Genomic DNA, 16,147 nt, shown 5'->3' on the forward strand with positions numbered 1-16,147 from the left:
ATCCGCCCCAGGCGCACCAAACCGCCGCGTCCGGGGCCGTGAACTTCTGACCCCCGTTCACCCCCCGCAGGAGGATCCCGCAATGAGCCCTCGCACCACCCGGCGCACCGGAGCAGCCAAGTCTCGACTGGTGGCCGTCGGGGCACTCGCCGCCGCGGGGGCCCTCGTGCTCTCGTCCTGCGGCGACCAGACGGACGACGGGGGCGACAGCGGTGACGGCGGCGAGTCCAAGACCTCGTCGAACGCGGCGCCCGGCGCGCTGCCCAAGGCGATCAAGGACGCCGGCGTGATCAAGGTCGGTTCCGACATCGCGTACGCCCCGATGGAGTTCGACCAGGGCGGCAAGCCCGCCGGCGTCGACATCGACATCGCCAACGCGCTCGGCGAGGAGCTGGGCGTCGAGTTCCAGTTCCAGAACAACGTCTTCGACAACCTGATCCCGTCGCTCGACTCCGGCCGCTTCGACATCATCATGTCGTCGATGACCGACAACAAGGAGCGCCAGGCCGAGGTCGACTTCGTCGACTACTTCTCCGCCGGCGTCTCCATCCTGGTCCAGAAGGGCAACCCCGAGGGCATCTCCACGCTCGACGACCTGTGCGGCAAGACCGTCGCCTTCCAGCGGGGCACGGTCAGCGCGGACATCGCCAAGGCGCAGAACGAGAAGTGCGACAAGCCGATCAAGACGCTGCCGTTCACGAAGGACACCGAGGCGCTGCAGCAGGTGAAGCAGGGCCGGGCCGTCGCCGACCTGAACGACTTCCCGGTCGCCGCGTACAACGCCCGCGAGTCCGGCGGCGGTGACGACTTCGAGGTCGTCGGCGAGCAGATCGACGCCGCCCCGTACGGCATCGCGGTCTCCAAGGACAACGCCGAGCTGCGCGACGCGCTCGCCGCGGCGCTGGACGCGATCATCGAGAACGGCGAGTACCAGAAGGTACTGGAGAAGTGGGACGTCCAGCAGGGCGGCGTCGAGAAGGCCACCGTCAACGGTGGCAACGAGTAACCAGCGCCCGCAGCCGTTCCAGAGAGAAGTCCTCCCGTGACCGACCCGACCTCACCGGGCCCGGCCGACAAGCGGCCGGCCGGGCCCGACCTCGCGAAGACCGGCACCGCGACCGCGGTGCCGCCCGAGGCGATCAAGGCGATACCCGTGCGCCACCCCTGGCGCTGGGTGAGCGCCGCGGTCGTCCTCGCGCTCCTCGGGCTGCTCGTCTACGCCTTCGCCAACGCCAAGATCGAGTGGGGCGACGTCCCCGAGTACCTGTTCTCCGACCGGGTGGTCGAAGCCGCCGGGAACACGCTGCTGATCACCGTGCTCGCCATGCTCCTCGGCGTGGTCCTCGGCATCGTGCTCGCGATCATGCGGCTCTCGGACAACCCGGTGACCTCGGCGTTCGCCAACCTCTACATCTGGTTCTTCCGCGGCACCCCGGTGCTGCTGCAACTGCTGCTCTGGTACAACCTCGGTCTCGTCTTCCAGACCCTCAACCTGGGTCCGCTCTACAAGAACGAGATGACCGACGTCATGACCCCGTTCGTGGCGGCGCTCCTCGGCCTCGGCCTCAACGAGGCCGCGTACATGGCCGAGATCGTCCGGGCCGGCATCCAGTCGGTCGACGAGGGCCAGACGGAGGCGTCGCACGCGCTCGGCATGAGCCGGGGGAAGACGATGCGGCGCATCGTGCTGCCCCAGGCGATGCGGGTCATCGTGCCGCCGACGGGCAACGAGTTCATCAACATGCTCAAGACCTCGTCGCTGGCGATGGTGATCCAGTACACCGAGCTGACGTTCGTGGCGAACGAGATCTCCGCGACCAACCTGAACCCGATGGAGATGTACATCGTCGTCGCCATCTGGTACCTGGCGATGACCAGCGTGTTCAGCGTCATCCAGTACTACATCGAGCGGCATTACGCCAAGGGCTCCGTGCGCCAGTTGCCGCTGACCCCGTGGCAGAAGATCCGGCGGAGCATCTTCTCCGGGCCGCGGCTGAAGGGAACGAGGTGAGCGCCGCCATGACGGCAATGGTCAGGGCCGAGGGCGTCCACAAGTCCTTCGGGCTCACCCACGTCCTCAAGGGCATCGACCTGGAGGTCGCGCCGCGCGAGGTCTTCTGCCTCGTCGGCCCCTCCGGCTCCGGCAAGTCGACCTTCCTGCGGTGCATCAACCACCTGGAGAAGATCAACGCCGGCCGGCTGTACGTCGACGGCCACCTCGTCGGCTACCGGCAGCAGGGCAACAAGCTCTACGAGCTGAAGGACCGGGAGGTCGCCGCGCAGCGCAAGGACATCGGCATGGTGTTCCAGCGCTTCAACCTCTTCCCGCACATGACCGCGCTGGAGAACGTCATGGAGGCGCCGGTCCAGGTGAAGCGGGAGTCCAAGGCGACGGCGCGGGAGCGCGCGCTGCGGCTGCTGGACCGCGTGGGCCTCGCGGACAAGGCGGCCGGCTACCCGACGCAGCTCTCCGGCGGCCAGCAGCAGCGCGTCGCCATCGCGCGGGCGCTGGCGATGGAGCCGAAGCTGATGCTCTTCGACGAGCCCACCTCGGCGCTCGACCCGGAGCTGGTCGGCGAGGTGCTGGACGTGATGCGCGACCTCGCGGAGTCGGGCATGACGATGATCGTCGTCACGCACGAGATGGGATTCGCGCGCGAGGTCGGGGACGCGCTGGTGTTCATGGACGACGGCGTGGTGGTGGAGTCCGGCCACCCGCGGGACGTCCTGACGAACCCGCAGCACCAGCGGACGAAGACGTTCCTGTCGAAGGTGCTGTGAGCCGCTTCCGGGTCCCGGGACCCGGGTGAGAAATTTCGCTCGGCGGGGCGGGGGCTGGTACGGCCCCCGCCCCGGGGCGTAACTTCATGGTCATGTTCGCCGCCTACGCAGCCCGCATCGACCGTGACGAGCCCCTGAACGGCCTGGAGTTGGGGGAGCGGCCCGCCCCGCAGGCCCCGCCCGGATGGGCCGTCGTCGACGTCAGAGCCGCCTCCCTCAACCACCACGACCTGTGGTCCCTGCGCGGCGTCGGTCTCGGCGAGGACGCCCTGCCGATGATCCTCGGCTGCGACGCGGCGGGCGTCGACGCCGACGGCAACGAGGTCGTCCTCCACTCCGTCATCGGCCAGACCGGCCACGGGGTGGGGCCCGACGAGCCGCGGTCGCTGCTGACGGAGCGGTACCAGGGCACGTTCGCGGAGCAGGTCGCCGTCCCGGCCTGGAACGTCCTGCCGAAGCCGAAGGAGCTGAGCTTCGAGGAGGCCGCGTGCCTGCCGACGGCCTGGCTCACGGCGTACCGCATGCTCTTCACCAACGCGGGCGTACGCCCCGGCGACTCGGTCCTGGTCCAGGGCGCGGGCGGCGGCGTCGCCACGGCGGCGATCGTGCTGGGCGCGGCGGCGGGACTGCGGATGTACGCGACGAGCCGCGACGAGGCGAAGCGCAAGCGGGCGGAAGACCTCGGCGCGGAAGCCGCGGTGCCCCCGGGCACCCGCCTGCCGCACCGGGTGGACGCGGTCCTGGAGACGGTGGGCGCGGCGACGTGGTCGCACTCGGTGAAGTCCCTCCGCCCGGGCGGCACCCTGGTCATCTCCGGCGCGACGAGCGGCCCGAACCCGGCGGCGGGGGAGCTGCAGCGGATCTTCTTCCTGGAACTGAAGGTGGTCGGCTCGACGATGGGCAGCAAGGAGGAACTGGCGGGCCTGCTCAACTTCTGCGCGTCGAAGGGCGTCCGCCCGGTGATCGACACGGTGCTGCCACTGGACCGCGCCCGGGAGGGCTTCGCGAAGATGGCGACGGGCGACCTGTTCGGCAAGGTGGTCCTCACCCGCTGACCGCGCTCCGCGCGGGGCCGGCTAGACGTCCGTGTCCTTGGGGTGGCGCGGTGAGGCGTACACGAAGTGGACCGTGCGACGCGCTTCGTCGACCAGGTAGCGGACGCGTCCGCCCGACGTGACTTCGTACTCCCACTGCGGGTACGCGGTCCCGCCGAGGACGCCTTCCGCCAGCCGCCCGCGCAGGCGGTGCTGCCGGTCGGGGTGGCGCAGGGACACGGGGGCGCTGCGCAGGGCCTCGTAGCAGCGACGGGTGTTGGCCGGCGCCGCCGCGCACAGTTCGCCCCAGCCCTTGGCCGCCTCGTTGGTCGCGAATCGCAGGCACCACTCCTCGCCGGCGGCGGGGGGCGCCACCTCGTCGCCGCGCTTGGGCGTCACGGCGCGGTCACCTCGCCGTGGTCCTCGTCCGGAAGGGGCCGGGTGAGCTGCGCGGTGAGCTCGGGGTCGGCCAGGATGCGCGCGGTGGCGCGCCACTCGACGAGTACGCGGTGGAGGTTGGCGTGCACGTCGAGCTCGGCCGCGTCGTGGGTGGCGGCGACCAGGTCCCCGACGAACTCCCCGACCTCGTCGGCGGACAGGTGCCGTACCCAGGGGAAGACGCTCGGCAGTGCGTGCCGTATGGCTCTGCTGCCGTCCCGGGTGCCGATGAGCGCGGTGAGGAGACGGGCGGTGATGTCCGCCGTCTCCTCGCGCTGCTGATCGTGCCGGGCGGCGACGAGGTACATGTCCTCCCCGTCGCGCCGCGTCACGTGCACCCGCCTGGCCTGGTCCACGGTCTGCGCGACCTGCTTCGAGTTCTTGGACAGCTCCGAGAAGGACACGGTGGGGGCAGACATGTCGGCAGGATACTTCGGAATACGTTCCGAAGTCCACTCGAAGCGAGCTCGCCCACGTCAACTTTGGTTGACATCTCTCGGATGTCAACGTAGGTTGACGTCATGAGTGAGGCGACCGAGCTTGCCGAGCGGGCCGGAGGTGCCGATCCCCGGGAGGGGTTGCGGGCCGTGGCCGCGTTGCGGCGGCTGTTGGAGCAGTTGGAGGCCGTGCAGGTGCGGAGCGCGCGGAATCAGGGCTGGTCGTGGCAGGAGGTCGCGGCCGAGCTCGGGGTCAGCAGGCAGGCGGTACACAAGAAGCACGGGAGGCGCTGATGTTCGAACGGTTCACCCAGGCCGCCAGGGAACTCGTCCGCGGTGCGGCCGAGCGCGCGGAGCGGGACGGCGACTCCCACGTCGCCCCCGAGCACCTGCTCCGGCAGCTCCTCGCCGGGTCCGGGACCGCCGGGGCGGTCGCGCTGGCCGCCGCCGGGGTCGACGGCGAGGCGCGGCGGGCCGGGGTCCTCCGGGGGCTGGACGAGGCGCGGCGGCGGGGCGGGCTCACCAAGTCCGACGCCGAGGCGCTGGCCGGCATCGGCATCGACGTCGCCGCCGTCGTCGACCGCGTCGAGTCCGCCCACGGCCCCGGCGCCCTCGCCCGGCGGCGCGCGTGGCGGCGGGGACGTACCAGGTTCGACGCCGGCGCCAAGGCCGTGCTCGAACGGTCCCTCAGGATCGCCCTGGTCCGCGGCGACAAGGCCATCGGCGACGAGCACATCCTGCTCGCCCTCGCCGCCACCCCCGGCATACCCGCCGAGGTCCTGGCCGACCACGGCGCCACGTACGCCGCCATCGAGGCCGCCCTGCCGGCCGTACAGCGCGCGGGGTAGGGGGCGGCAGCACCGCCCTCTCGCCGCAATCTCCTTTGCGCCCGCCGCCGCGCCGGTGGTGAGCTGGCGCGATGACCGACCACCACGACACCGCCGTCCGGCCGTCCACCCTCGCCTGGGTGCGCGGGCACCTCGCCGCGGGGGAACGGATCGTCCGTACCGAGGCGCTGCACGGCGGCATCAGCGCCGAGGTGCGGCGGCTGACCATCGCCACGGCCGGCGGCGGCACCCGCGACCTCGTGCTGCGGACCTTCGCCGGCCGGGAGCGCGCCCCCGAGTGGCTGGTCCGGGAGGCCGCCGCCCTGACCCTGCTCGCGGGGACCGGTGTGCCGGCTCCCCGGCTGGTCGCGGTGGATCCGGCAGCCGCGCACTGCGAGCACCCGTCGCTGCTGATGACGCATCTGCCGGGCCGCACGGCCCTGGACGACGAAGGGCTCGAGGCGCGCGTTCCGTTGCTCGCCCGCCAGCTCGTGGCGATCCACGCGCTGCGGCCCGCCGAGCGGCCCGTGGCGTACGAGACGTCGACGACCGCCGAGACCGTCGTCGTGCCGGACGGCGCCGACAGAGCGGCCTGGGCCGCGGCGATCGACGTGATCCGCGAACCCCCGCCGCCCGGCGAAGGGCGCTTCCTGCACCGGGACTTCCAGCCCGGCAACGTGCTGTTCGATGCAACGCCCGGCGGCCCCGGCCCCGTCCGGATCACCGGCGTCGTCGACTGGGCGCAGCCCTCCTGGGGGCCCGCGGACCTCGATGTGGCGCACTGCGCCGCCAATCTCGCGCTGCTGCACGGCCCCGAGTGGGGGCTGCGGTTCGCCGGGGCGTACGAGGAGGCGGGCGGGACGCCGGCCGCCGAGCGGAGTGCGCGGCGGTACTGGCTGGTGCGGGACGCGCTGTCGTTCTCGGAGGAAGTCGAGGTGGTGTCGGAGCCGTGGCGGCAGGCGGGGCGGACGGAGCTGACGACCCGAGCGGTGGAGGGGCGGCTGGATGCGTATGTCGTGGCGCTGATGGGTGCGTTCGGCTGACCGGCGTGCGCGGGTAGCGCGGGTCCGGCCGTGTGCGCCGGGCCCGCGCTACCCGTTCCGTACGCGGTCACCCGCGGTCACCCGCCCCGCCGGGCGGTCACATGCCCGCCAACTGCCCGCCGTCGACCACCACCGTCGTACCCGTCTGGAACCCCATGTCGTCCGACGCCAGCGCCAGCGCCGCCGACGCCATCTCCTCCGGCGTCGCCATCCGCTTGAAGGCGTCGATCCCCTGCCGGCCGAACTCCGCCTTCCGCGCCGCCCACTGCTCGTCCGTGTCGCCCGGCGGCCGGTGCACGTCCAGCATCGGCGTGTCCGTCATCCCCGGCGCCAGCGCCACCACGCGGATGCCGTGCGTGCCGTTCTCGATCGCCGCCGCCTGCACCAGGCCCGTGACGCCGTTCTTGCTCGCCGTGTACGAGCCGAGGCCCGGGCGCGTCGCGTACTGGTTGGACGATCCGGTGACGAGGATGACGCCGCCGCCGCGCGCCCGCAGGTGGGGGATCTCGTACTTCATCGCCAGGAAGATGCCGCGGGTGTTGGTGAGCGTGACGTCGTCCCAGTCCGCCACCGAGACCTCGTGCAGGTCGGTGAACGGCTTCTGGATCCCCGCGTTGTTGAGGGCGATGTCGAGGCCGCCGTACTTCTGCGCCACCGCGTCGACGAACCCCCGCACCTCCTCCGGCCTGCGCACGTCCGCCCTGAGGTACGTCGCCTCCCCGCCCGCCCGGCGGATCTGCCGCTCCACGTCCTGCCCCAGGTCCCGGCGCCGCCCGCAGAAACCGACCCGCGCGCCCTCCGCGGCGAACGCGATCGCCGCGGCCCGCCCGATGCCCGAGGTGGCGCCGGTGACGAGGACCGTCTTCCCGGCGTACCTCCCGCCCTTCGCCCGCTGCCCCTGTTCCTGCGCCGACGCCGTCCGGGCGCCGGCCCCGAGGCCCACCCCCGCGGCGGCCATCGCCGCTGCCGCCCCGCCCAGTACGTGCCGCCGTCCCACCGACCCGCTGCTGCCGTCCTGCATGTGCTGTCCCTCCTCAACCTGCGGTACGGCTCCACCCTCCGGCCCGTACGCCGCGCTCCGCATCCGCCGCCCGGCGACGGCGCGCACCGACCAACGGCGGTGGCGGGCCGGGGCCGACCCCCGACTTTCGTCGAATGTGCGTGTCAGCCGGGCTGTTTACGATGCCGGTATGTCCACCGCCGAACGGTTCGTGCGCCGCGCACTGCTGACGCCCCCGCAGCTCCGGCTGCTGCTGGCGGCCGGGTTCGTCTTCGTCGTGTTCAAGTCGCTGCGCGCGGCGCTCACCGAGCAGGCGGGCCTCCTCACGTCGCCGGCGGCGAGCGCCGTCGTGGCCGGTGCGCTCTGCGCGGTGCTGCCGCTCTGCCGCCGGATGCCGGTGGCCGTGGCGGCGGTGACCGGCGCCGGGTTTCTGCTGGAGAGCCAGGTCTGGCCGGTCTTCCTCGCGCTCTACGGGGTGACGCTGTGGCGGCCGCGGGGCACGGCGATAGCGCTGACCGGCGCCGTCTTCGTACCGGCTGCGTTCGGCCCGTTCCGCGAGCTGGTGAACATGCCGCAGGTCGTGCTCTTCCCCTGCGCGATCCTCGCCGTGCCGCTGGCCGTCGGCCTGGCCGTGCGCGGCCAGCGCGACCTGGCCGGCTCGCTTGCGCGGCAGTTGGAGCACCTGGAGGCGGCGAACCGGCTGCGCGACGAGCAGGTGCGGATGGCCGAACGGGCGCGGATCGCCCGCGAGATGCACGACGTGCTCGCCCACCGGCTCAGCCTGCTCGTCCTGCACACCGGCGTCCTCCAGCGCCGCGGCGACACGGTCCCCGAGCCCGTACGCGAACGCCTCGACCTCCTCCGTACGACGAGCGCCCACGCCCTCGACGACCTGCGGGACCTGCTGGGCGCGCTCCGCGACCACGAGGGCCCGGTCCCGCTCGCCCCCACCGCCGACGACCTGCCCGCCCTCATCGCCGAGTCCGAGCGCGCCGGCACCCGGGTCCGCGCCCGCACCGACGACCTCGCGGGCCTGCCCGCCGCCGTCCGCCTCGCCGCCCACCGCATCGTGCAGGAGGCCCTCACGAACGCCCGCAAGCACGCGCCCGGCACGCCGGTCGACCTCACGGTGACGGTGACGAGGACGCGGGTGGCGATACGCGCGGAGAACGAGTGCGGGGCGGCGCCGGAGCCGCGGGACGGCCCGTCGCGCGGCTACGGCCTGGTGGGCATAGCCGAGCGGGTGGCCGCCCTGCACGGCGAACTCACCACGGGGCGTACGGGGGACGGCAGGTTCGTGCTCACCGCGGACCTGCCCGTGCCCGTACATCCGGTGGAGGAACCGCCCGCGCTGAGCGCGGCGGTGGCGCGGTGATCCGCGTCCTGGTCGTCGACGACGACGCCTTCGTGCGCGCGGGGTTGCGGGACCTCATCGCCACGGACGACGGGCTGGAACTCGCCGGGGAGGCGGCGGAGGGCGCCGCGGCGGTGGCGGCGGCGCGCGGCCGGCGGGTCGACGTGGCCCTGGTGGACATCCGCATGCCGGGCATGGACGGCATAGCCGCCACCGCCGCGCTCTGCCGGCTGCCGGACCCGCCGGCGGTCATCGTGCTCACGACGTTCGACCTGGACGAGTACGTCTACGGCGCGCTGGCGGCGGGCGCGGCGGGCTTCCTCCTCAAGGACACCCCGCCGGACGCCATCCTCCAGGCGATCCACGTGGTCGCGGCGGGCGCCGCGATGCTCTCCCCGACGGTCACCCGCACGGTCATCAGCCGCTTCCACCACCCGGAGGCCGCCCGCAGCCAGGCGGCGCGGGAGGCGGCGGCACGCCTGACACCGCGGGAGCGGCAGGTGCTGTCGGCGGTGGCGGACGGGATGACGAACGCGGAGATCGGGGCGATGCTGGGGCTGCGGGAGTCGACGGTGAAGGCGCACGTGAGCAGGATTCTGGCGGAGCTGGGGGTGGCGAACAGGGTCCAGGCGGCACTGGCGGCGAGGGACCTGGCGGGGTGAGGGGGCTGCGGGCGTGCGGGCGCTATCCGCCCGCCCGCACCGTCACGTCCTTGGTGAACGGGCCCCACTTCCCGTCCGGGAGCTTCGCCCGTACCTTCACCGCGTACGTCGCCTTCCCCGACTTCTCCAGCGGCAGGCTGATCCGCCCCGTGTCCTTCGGCGCCGACTCGCCCAGGACCAGCTTCGAGGCGAACTTCCCGTCCACGTACACCTCGTACTCCGTGATGTCCCCGCCCGCCTTCGGGGCATTCCACACCAGGTCGAGGTTCCACGCGCCCGCGTCCTTGCGGGCCGTCGCCTGGAGGTCCGTCGGGATCTCCGCGCCTGCCTTGCCGCCCGGTTCGGGCTCCGTTGTGACGCTCGCGGACGGGCTGGCCGGGCCGGAGTTGCCGGCGGCGTCGCGGGCCTTGACCGTGAAGGTGTAGGGGGTGTCGGGGCGCAGGGTGGTGACCGAGGCGGTGGTCTCCGTGCCGCCGACGCTGTGGATCTTGGTGCCCTCCTGGTAGATGTCGTAGGACGTGACCTCCTTGTCGTCCTCCGACCTCGTCCAGGTCAGCGTCGCCGAACGCGGGCCGTCCGCACGAGCCTTGAGGCTCTCCGGCCGCGTGGGCGGCTTGCTGTCGTCGGCGTCCGCCGACGGAGTCGTGACCGCGGGCGCCTGACCGGGGCCCGAGAGCTTGCCGTCGGCGTCCCGTGCCCGTACGGCGAAGGTGTACGAGGACGACGGCTTGAGGCCGGTGATGTCGATCATGTGCTTCTCGGCCGGCACGTTCTGGATCTTCTTGCCGTTGCGATACACCTCGTAGCGCCGGACGTTCTCCGCCTCCGCCGCCTTGTTCCACATGACGTGCACGGACGTGGACGTGCTCGTGTAGACGGTCACGCCGGTCGGCACGGTGGGGGTCTCCGGCGGTTCGGCGGCGGCTTCGCCGTCCGAGCCGCAGGAGGTGGCGGTCAGCGCCAGGAGGCAGGCGGCGGTGGTGCTCAGCGCGGCGAGCGTGGGGGTGGGCCTCACAGGGACGCCTCTCATCGTGCGAAGCAAAGGTCCAGACCTTTTTCGCACACTCACCGCGTACATTTCAAGACGTCGGCAGCGCCCCGCAGTTCAGTCCTCCGCGCCGCCTCCGTCGCTGTCCCTGCCGCCCCTGCCGCCGCTCCCGCCGCCGATGCGCAGCAGCGCCGTGAGGTGTGCCGCCGCCGTGGAGAGATGGCGGCGGGCCTCGCGGAGCTGGTCCGGCGAGACGCCGTTGTCGCGGGCGGCGTCGCGGACGTCGTCGCGGAACCGGTCGAGCAGGCGCTCCAGTTCGCGGGCCAGCTCGGCGGGGGTGGCGTCCTGCGGGGTGTCCTCGTCGGCCCACTCCGGGGTGTCGGCGGGGTCCGGCTTGATGTACGACGGCCAGGGTGTCCTGACGCCGCCCATCCCGGCGGTTCCCGCGGCGGTGTGCATCCCGGCGGGGGGCGGGGCGGGAGCGGTGGCCGCGTCGGCGATCGTGTCGGACGGAGACGCGGGTTCCGGCCCGGCGCCCGCTTCCGCCCCCGTCCCGGCGCCCGCCTTCTTCCCCGTCCCCGCCTGCGTCTCCGTCTCCGTGCCCGCGCCGCGGCCGCCGAAGCCGCCCAGGTTGCCCAACTCCCGCGTCAGCTCCGCCAGGCCGTCCATGAGGCCGCCCTGCCAGTCGCCCGTACGGACCCGCGTCTGCACCTGCTCCTGCACCTGCCGCGCGATCCGCTCCGCCTCGCTGCGCACCCGTTCCTGCGTCTCACGCGCGTGCTTGCGCGCCTGCTCCGCGTCCTGCCGGGCCCGCCGCGTCTCGTCCTTCGCGCGCCTCGCCTGCTCCTTGAACTCCTGCTTCGCCCGCTTGAAGTCCTCCTTCGCCTGCCGCCAGGACTCCTTCTCGCCGGCGCTCGCGCCGCCCGACGTGCGGGCCTCCTTGGCGGCCTGGCGCATCTCGCGGCGCAGATCACTGGCCGTGCCGCTGACGTCGGCCTGGATCTCGGCGGCGAGTTCGGCGACGGACTCGCGGATCTCCAGCTCCAGTTCCGCCAGCTCCGCCTGGCGGGCGGCGAGTTCGGCGCGGCCGGCCTCGGTGATGGCGTAGACCTTCCGGCCGCCCTCGGAGGTGTGCGTGACCAGGCCCTCGGTCTCCAGCTTGGCGAGCCGGGGGTAGACGGTGCCGGCGGAGGGGGCGTACAGGCCCTGGAAGCGCTCCTCGAGGAGGCGGATCACCTCGTAGCCGTGGCGGGGGGCCTCGTCGAGCAGCTTGAGCAGGTAGAGCCGGAGCCGGCCGTGGGCGAAGACGGGGGGCATGTCAGAGCACCTTCTTGTCGGACGGGCCGGCGGAGCCGGCCGGACCCGCGCCCGGCGGCGCGTCCTCCGGTTCGTCGTCCACACCCTCCGGGCGGCGGAGCAGGGCGAGGCCGCCCGAGACGGTGGTCGCCTTCAGCGAGCCCTTGCCCGCCCCCAGGCGGCCGTCGACGGACTTCGCGCCCCACTGGCCGCTGACGTCCAGCGCCGGGAAGGCGTTGGAGACGGCACCGCTCGTCGTGCTCGCGTGCACCTCGACGTCCGGCTCCTCGGGCAGCCGTACGGCGATCTCGCCGGAGACCGTGTTGACCCGCACGTCCGCGGCGCGGGCGGCGGGGGAGAGGTCGATGACCATGTCGCCGCTGACGGTGTCGGCCTGGACGCTGCCGCCGGCGCCGTCGATGAGGGTGAGGGGGCCGGAGACGGAGTTGTAGCGCAGGTCGCCCTCGAGGGCCTGGGCCTCCAGCTCCCCCGAGACCGTGTCGGCGCGGACCGGCCCGGTGAGCCCGACGAGGGTGGCGCCGCCGCTGACGCCGCGTACGTCCGTACGGCCCGCGATGCCGGAGACGACGGCGTCGGCGCCGACGACGCCGACCTCGACGCGGGCGGTGGCCGGCACGGCGAGGGAGACGACGACGCGGCGGCGCCAGCCCTTGCGGTCGAGCCACTTCAGGAAGCCGCGCCAGGGCAGGTCCTCGTACGCGACCGTCAGCTCGCCGTTCTCCAGCGAGACGCGCAGCGGCGGGCCCTCGATCTCACTGACCTCCAGGCGCGCACCCGGCAGGCCGGCGTCGTCGTGGGTCCCGACGACGTGCACGGCTCCGTTGACGATCCGCACCTTCAGGGCCGTGACCGGCTCCTCGAAAGCGAGGGTCTGGGGATCGGCCACAAGCTGCACCGACATCCACGGCCTCCTGACTCGGGCTCTGGCGAGCGCTCACACCCAACGCAACATATCGCGTCTCTGCCAAGACACGATATATCGCGGCACGCGGAAGTCAAGCGTGAACCCCGGGAAGCGGGTGGACGTGGCAGGGGGTGCGTGCGGCGGGTGGTGAGGGTGGGGGCTGCTGCTGGGCCTACTCCTCGTCCTCGTCGTCGAGGCGGGCCAGCCAGGTGGCCAGGCGTTCGACCGGGATCTCGAATTCCGGGTTCAGGTCGACGAAGGTGCGCAACTGCTCGGACAGCCACTCGAAGGTGACCTCCTCCTCGCCGCGCCGCTTCTCCAGCTCCTCGATGCCGCGGTCGGTGAAGTACATGGTGGGTGCTCCGGAAGGGGGAAGTGACCGGTTCAGTATCGCTCACCGCGGCCGATGACCGGCGGACAGCCGCGGATACCGTCGCGGGGCGGCGGTCCGCGGACTAATGTCGGTGCATTGGGCACCGAGCGTAGTCGGGGGAACCGGATGAGCAGCAACCTGCCGCAGCGCGTGACTCTGCCGGACGGCACCGAGGTGTGGGTCCGGGCGACGCCGCTCGACGAGCGGGTCGCGGCGGGGACGCGGGTGCCGGCGCCCGCGGGTGCCGGCCGCGGTGCCGGGCCGGACGGCGGACCCGGTGGCGGTGGGGACGCCGGCGGGGGCATCGCGGACGGCGACGACGATGCCGACCTCGAACCCGTCGCCGACTGGGGCCGGCTGGCCTCCCGGGTCGCCGGGCTCACGCCCCTCGTCGGCGGAGTGGCCGCCTCCGTACGGGCCGCCGCCGCGGCCGCCGCGCCGGACGAGGTGAGCGTGACGTTCGGCGTCGAGATCTCCGCGGGGACGGGGAAGGCGATCGCGCTGCTCGCCGACGCGAACACCACGGCCCAGCTCTCCGTCACCCTGACCTGGCAGCCCGGTTCGCGCCCGGCCGGCCCCTCCGGAGCCGAGCCCCCCGCCGCATCGACCGCCTCGTCCGATACGGCTGCATCTGGTGCATCCGGCACGTCTTCCACTGCGTCTGCACCGGTATGAGGGTTCCGATCGAGAGCAGCGAGGCCGCGGACTACGCGCGTTACCAGCTCTGCAAACTGGCCGCCGCGGCGACGGTCGACATCCGGGCGGCGCCCGGTGCCGACGACGGGTCGCTGTGGGGCAGCGGGTTCCTCGTCGCGCCGGAGTGGGTGCTCACCTGCGCGCACGTCTTCGTCCACCCCGACGGCTGGCGGCGCGGTACGGCGCCGGGCGAGCTGATCGGCGTGGTCGTGGGCGGGCGTACGGTGCCGGGGCGGGTGGAGTACAGCATGCCGTCGCCGGACGGCACCGCCGCGCGGATGGGCCGCGACCCGGAGGTACGGGACGAGACGTTCGCGGAAGCGGTGATGCAGGTGGGGCCGGATCTGGCCCTGGTGCGGCTGTTGCCGCTGCGGACCGAAGGGGCGGACACGGGTGCCCCGGGCGGCGAAGCACGGTACGGGCTCCCGTACGCGGCCCTGTCCGGTGCGCAGACGGGCGTTCAGCCGGGTGGTCAGCCCGGCGCCCTGCCCGGCGCCCGCTCCGGCGCGCAGCCCGTGGCCGACCGCGGGCACCCCGCCCGGCCCCCGGCGGGCAGCGAGCCCGTCTGGCTCGGCGACCGCTACGACGACTTCCTCGACCAGGCCGTCCTCCTCAGCGCCCACGGGCGGGCCGCCGCCGGGAGCGGCGAGGACGTCGACGCGGCGCTGCTCAGCGCCGAGTTCGCCGGGCGCAACGGGCAGCAGATCCTGCTCGGCACCCCCACCCCGATCCGCCGGGGCGCCTCCGGCGGGCCCGTACTGCACCTGGGCCGCGGCGAGGTCGTCGGCGTCGTCAAGGCCCGCTACCGCAGCGGCACCGGCGGCGGCACCGCCGTGTCCCTCGACGAACTCCACGCGCTCTCGCCCGAGCACCTGCTGCCCGGCGCGACGGGCCTGGGCCCCGAGCCGTACCGCGAGCTGATGCGGCTGCACGACGCCTGGCACTGGCACCGCCACCACGGCATCGACGACGAACGCACCTCCTGGACCGACCTCCAGCGCGCGCTGGGCCCCGCGCGGTTCGGCGCCTGGGGCGCGCTCGACCGGCTGAGCGCGCTGTGGCGCCTCGCCGACCTGCCCGCGCCGCGCGACCCCGAGGTCGTCGAGCGGCTGGTGCACCAGGTGCTCGACATCCAGGGCCGCCCGCTGGGCGCCCGGCGGCTGCGCGACTGGCGCGACGGCCACGGGCTGCTGCACCGGCACGCCGCGCCGGAGCGCGCGCTGCGCGACATGCTGCTGTACCTGAAGCTCGTGGCCCGCGAGGCCGCCGCCGGGATCGGCGCGGGACCCGACGCGGGCGAGGGCGCGGGGGCGCGTACGGCCGTCGAGTCCCTCGAAGCGTGGGTCGCGGAGCGCGCCGGCGAGCTGCCGCCGCGCCAGCGGCAGGAGATCCGCGCGGTGCGGCGGGCGCCGGTGAGCGTCCTCGTCACGTTCGACAAGCTGCCGTTCCTCGACCCCGCCGCGGGATCCGTGCCCCGCTACAACTGGACCGTGCGGCGCGGCTACGGCAAGGGGGAGTGGGAGCACGTCGCGCTCGACCAGTCGTACGCCGGGGGCTCGTTCGAGGAGGCGGAGGCGCAGGTGCTCCAGGCGCTGGCGCCGCAGTTGCTCGGGGCCGACGCGGAGGCGCAGACGCGGGTGCGGCTGGAGGTGGCGCTGCCGGAGGAGCGGCAGGCCCACCCCACGTACCGCTGGGAGCTGCCGGCGTCCGGCCGGGCGACCGCGGCCCGGCCGCCGGCGGGCACGGTGCGGCCGGTGGTGCACCGGGACGCGGCGCGCGCCGGTCCCGAGCCGGAGCCGCTGTGGCGCGACCGGTGGCGGCGGATGAGCAGGGCGCCGCGGCAGCGGCTGGTACGGGCCGCGCCGCCGGGCTGGGGGCGCGGGGCGGGCGACGGCGGGGTGCCGGTCTTCTGCCACGCGCTGGGCGACGGCAGCGGGCGGGCGGCGGTCGTGGGGCAGTTGCTCGACGAGGGCACGGCGGTCGCGCTGTGGCGCGCGGGGGGCCACCAGGGCGAGGAGTGCGGCGAGGAGTGCGCGGCGTACCACGAGGAGCTGGCGGCGCTGCTGGCGGACGGTGCAGGAACGGTCGTGCGCGATCTGCCGGAGCGGCTGCACGAGGTACGCCGGGAGGCGCTGGAGGCCGGGCGCGGGTGCGCGGCGGACGTGATCCTCTTCTACGACGACGCGGACGACACGATCGGCGCGGGTGGTTGAGCGGCGGTGGAGGAGCGGTCGGTCGCGGGGCTCGGCGCGATGTGGCCGAGTCGGCGCGGGTACGCGGACGACGGATCGGC

18 protein-coding genes are annotated in these 16,147 nt (G+C 73.8%); 11 read left to right on the forward strand and 7 right to left on the reverse strand.

Annotated features, from left to right (window positions below):
* Positions 1-82: 82 nt before the first annotated feature.
* The 4 genes from DMB38_RS24815 to DMB38_RS24830 all read left to right on the forward strand — a co-directional run bounded on the left by DMB38_RS24815 (position 83) and on the right by DMB38_RS24830 (position 3,836).
* Positions 83-1,006, forward strand: coding sequence for an ABC transporter substrate-binding protein (locus tag DMB38_RS24815; RefSeq protein ID WP_164716096.1), 924 nt, complete (start codon positions 83-85; stop codon positions 1,004-1,006).
* A 36-nt stretch (positions 1,007-1,042) separates the two neighbouring features.
* Complete coding sequence (locus DMB38_RS24820) at positions 1,043-2,011, forward strand: amino acid ABC transporter permease (RefSeq protein ID WP_047017987.1); 969 nt, start codon at positions 1,043-1,045, stop codon at positions 2,009-2,011.
* 17 nt (positions 2,012-2,028) lie between these two features.
* Positions 2,029-2,781 carry an amino acid ABC transporter ATP-binding protein gene (locus DMB38_RS24825; RefSeq protein ID WP_125939251.1) on the forward strand — a complete coding sequence of 251 codons (753 nt, stop codon included), beginning with the start codon at positions 2,029-2,031 and terminating at the stop codon, positions 2,779-2,781.
* A 92-nt stretch (positions 2,782-2,873) separates the two neighbouring features.
* Complete coding sequence (locus DMB38_RS24830; protein WP_125937007.1) at positions 2,874-3,836, forward strand: zinc-binding dehydrogenase; 963 nt, start codon at positions 2,874-2,876, stop codon at positions 3,834-3,836.
* Between the two features lie 21 nt (positions 3,837-3,857).
* Here DMB38_RS24830 and DMB38_RS24835 read toward each other — a convergent pair whose 3' ends face one another.
* Positions 3,858-4,214: a hypothetical protein gene (locus DMB38_RS24835; protein WP_125937008.1), complete on the reverse strand. Its 357-nt coding sequence runs from the start codon at positions 4,212-4,214 to the stop codon at positions 3,858-3,860.
* Complete coding sequence (locus DMB38_RS24840; RefSeq protein ID WP_125937009.1) at positions 4,211-4,672, reverse strand: prevent-host-death family protein; 462 nt, start codon at positions 4,670-4,672, stop codon at positions 4,211-4,213. Before DMB38_RS24840 ends, DMB38_RS24835 begins: the two co-directional genes overlap by 4 nt.
* Positions 4,673-4,774: 102 nt before the next feature.
* Between DMB38_RS24840 and DMB38_RS24845 the strand changes: the two genes are divergently transcribed.
* The 3 genes from DMB38_RS24845 (at position 4,775) to DMB38_RS24855 (ending at position 6,560) form a co-directional block, all read left to right on the forward strand.
* Positions 4,775-4,984, forward strand: a complete 210-nt coding sequence (locus DMB38_RS24845) for a helix-turn-helix domain-containing protein (protein WP_125937010.1) — start codon at positions 4,775-4,777, stop codon at positions 4,982-4,984.
* The gene (locus DMB38_RS24850) at positions 4,984-5,538 is read left to right on the forward strand and encodes a Clp protease N-terminal domain-containing protein (RefSeq protein WP_125937011.1); all 555 of its coding nucleotides are present in this window, start codon (positions 4,984-4,986) and stop codon (positions 5,536-5,538) included. Before DMB38_RS24845 ends, DMB38_RS24850 begins: the two co-directional genes overlap by 1 nt.
* A gap of 71 nt (positions 5,539-5,609) precedes the next feature.
* Positions 5,610-6,560, forward strand: a complete 951-nt coding sequence (locus DMB38_RS24855; protein ID WP_125937012.1) for an aminoglycoside phosphotransferase family protein — start codon at positions 5,610-5,612, stop codon at positions 6,558-6,560.
* 97 nt (positions 6,561-6,657) lie between these two features.
* Here DMB38_RS24855 and DMB38_RS24860 read toward each other — a convergent pair whose 3' ends face one another.
* Positions 6,658-7,581, reverse strand: a complete 924-nt coding sequence (locus DMB38_RS24860; RefSeq protein ID WP_125937013.1) for an SDR family oxidoreductase — start codon at positions 7,579-7,581, stop codon at positions 6,658-6,660.
* 169 nt (positions 7,582-7,750) lie between these two features.
* Between DMB38_RS24860 and DMB38_RS24865 the strand changes: the two genes are divergently transcribed.
* Together DMB38_RS24865 and DMB38_RS24870 are read left to right on the forward strand one after the other, a co-directional pair.
* Positions 7,751-8,935, forward strand: coding sequence for a histidine kinase (locus DMB38_RS24865; RefSeq protein ID WP_125937014.1), 1,185 nt, complete (start codon positions 7,751-7,753; stop codon positions 8,933-8,935).
* Positions 8,932-9,576, forward strand: a complete 645-nt coding sequence (locus tag DMB38_RS24870; RefSeq protein ID WP_125937015.1) for a response regulator transcription factor — start codon at positions 8,932-8,934, stop codon at positions 9,574-9,576. The genes DMB38_RS24865 and DMB38_RS24870 overlap by 4 nt, the downstream gene beginning before the upstream one ends.
* Before the next feature lie 22 nt (positions 9,577-9,598).
* Here the strand turns inward: DMB38_RS24870 and DMB38_RS24875 are convergent, their stop codons facing one another.
* The 4 genes from DMB38_RS24875 to DMB38_RS24890 form a co-directional block, all read right to left on the reverse strand.
* Entirely contained in the window at positions 9,599-10,591 is a 993-nt protein-coding gene (locus tag DMB38_RS24875) for a fibronectin type III domain-containing protein (protein WP_125937016.1), read from the reverse strand.
* 90 nt (positions 10,592-10,681) lie between these two features.
* Positions 10,682-11,881 carry a PadR family transcriptional regulator gene (locus DMB38_RS24880; RefSeq protein ID WP_125937017.1) on the reverse strand — a complete coding sequence of 400 codons (1,200 nt, stop codon included), beginning with the start codon at positions 11,879-11,881 and terminating at the stop codon, positions 10,682-10,684.
* 1 nt (position 11,882) lies between these two features.
* The gene (locus tag DMB38_RS24885; RefSeq protein WP_125937018.1) at positions 11,883-12,782 is read right to left on the reverse strand and encodes a DUF4097 family beta strand repeat-containing protein; all 900 of its coding nucleotides are present in this window, start codon (positions 12,780-12,782) and stop codon (positions 11,883-11,885) included.
* Between the two features lie 175 nt (positions 12,783-12,957).
* A complete protein-coding gene (locus DMB38_RS24890) occupies positions 12,958-13,137 on the reverse strand; it encodes a DUF6104 family protein (RefSeq protein WP_125937019.1) in 180 nt (59 codons plus the stop codon).
* Between the two features lie 147 nt (positions 13,138-13,284).
* Between DMB38_RS24890 and DMB38_RS24895 the strand changes: the two genes are divergently transcribed.
* Both DMB38_RS24895 and DMB38_RS24900 read left to right on the forward strand, forming a co-directional pair.
* Positions 13,285-13,833, forward strand: coding sequence for a CU044_2847 family protein (locus tag DMB38_RS24895; protein WP_125937020.1), 549 nt, complete (start codon positions 13,285-13,287; stop codon positions 13,831-13,833).
* Positions 13,830-16,067, forward strand: a complete 2,238-nt coding sequence (locus tag DMB38_RS24900) for a trypsin-like peptidase domain-containing protein (protein ID WP_125937021.1) — start codon at positions 13,830-13,832, stop codon at positions 16,065-16,067. Before DMB38_RS24895 ends, DMB38_RS24900 begins: the two co-directional genes overlap by 4 nt.
* Positions 16,068-16,147 lie beyond the last annotated feature (80 nt).

The organism is Streptomyces sp. WAC 06738, from assembly GCF_003945505.1.
Classification (GTDB): domain Bacteria; phylum Actinomycetota; class Actinomycetes; order Streptomycetales; family Streptomycetaceae; genus Streptomyces.